Below are 1193 nucleotides of genomic sequence, written 5' to 3' on the forward strand. Positions count from 1 at the left end.
TCACACTATTACAAACAAGTACATATAAAAACATAAAATTTGACATAAAAAATGCAGGTTTTATAAGGCCTGCAAGGTGATTTTCAATGATTCAACTGTCAAACTCCCGGGAAAATTCTCAACCTGAACTTGATGTAATAAGAGCAATAGTTGATGCCAGAACTTCTCGAAATTTAACACAAAAGGAATTAGCAGAAAGAACTGGAATAAATCAAGCCGATATAAGTAAATTAGAAAACGGAACTAGAAATCCTTCTTTAAATCTACTAAAACGTCTTGCAGATGGTATGGATATGATGTTGGAATTAAAATTTATTCCGAAACCAAAGTTATAAAATTGTTCACAAGTTTTATGGTATAATTTGAACAAGTAAAGTGAACAGTAAACTTGACTATTATTTATAAGTGTGTAATATGGTAGTATACTTAGTAAGTAGATGATGATGAAAGGCGGAACGTGCCAAATGTCCAATATTCTCCAACGAGATGGCTTAACAATAGAATTACTTGCAAAATTATCATATAAGTCAGAGATGGGAATAAATCTTAAGAAAAATTTGCATTATTTTGAAAAAGAAAAACTCATTGATGAAATTATAAAGGTAAATGAATGGTATGATGAGTTTGAAGAATTGTACGAATTAGCTTTGGATTATCGAATCAAAAGTATTCAGTCTGCAATACTAAAATATGATCGTTACTATCCAGATCATCAAGCAAGAAAAGTATTTGATGATTTGCTAGGATTTCGTTCTTTATGTGATAACTATGAGGATGTTTTGGAATTAAGAAAAATTCCCGAATTAAGAATTGCAGATATGTCAAAAGGAAAGGCAAAGGATGATGGATATAGAGGAATTCATGTGTACTTTCAATTAGATGGAAGTCATTACCCGATTGAAATACAATATAATACATATTACGATAGACAGTTTAACAACTGGCTTCATAAATATGTTTATAAGAAGAATTATGAAAATAATATAGGATTACAGTTGCGAAATATGTATGAAAATGCTAAGATTCAAACAGAACAAGATTTTAAGGAGGCTTTAGAATGTGTTATTTAATTGCAAAAAACATAGATGATGTTGGCTGTGTTGCTTTAAGAACAACACATGGAAAGCATCTTTCATCATTTAAAAGAAGTATTGAGTCAAAAGTTGGCTATGATAAAATTCAGCTTGTAACTA

The 1193-nt window shown here is 29.9% G+C and carries 3 protein-coding genes; all 3 read left to right on the forward strand.

Annotated elements, in window-relative coordinates; translation table 11 throughout:
• Window positions 1–86 precede the first annotated feature (86 nt).
• Window positions 87–335 carry a helix-turn-helix domain-containing protein gene (locus tag DWX73_RS13285; RefSeq protein WP_118349130.1) on the forward strand — a complete coding sequence of 83 codons (249 nt, stop codon included), beginning with the start codon at window positions 87–89 and terminating at the stop codon, window positions 333–335.
• A gap of 129 nt (window positions 336–464) precedes the next feature.
• Entirely contained in the window at window positions 465–1070 is a 606-nt protein-coding gene (locus DWX73_RS13290) for a hypothetical protein (RefSeq protein ID WP_118349131.1), read from the forward strand.
• On the forward strand, window positions 1058–1193 hold a 136-nt coding region (locus tag DWX73_RS15695; protein ID WP_334294664.1), incomplete at its 3' end, for a DUF6718 family protein. The genes DWX73_RS13290 and DWX73_RS15695, both read left to right, overlap by 13 nt.

This window comes from Coprococcus sp. AF21-14LB (assembly GCF_003458885.1).
Lineage (GTDB): Bacteria > Bacillota > Clostridia > Lachnospirales > Lachnospiraceae > UBA9414.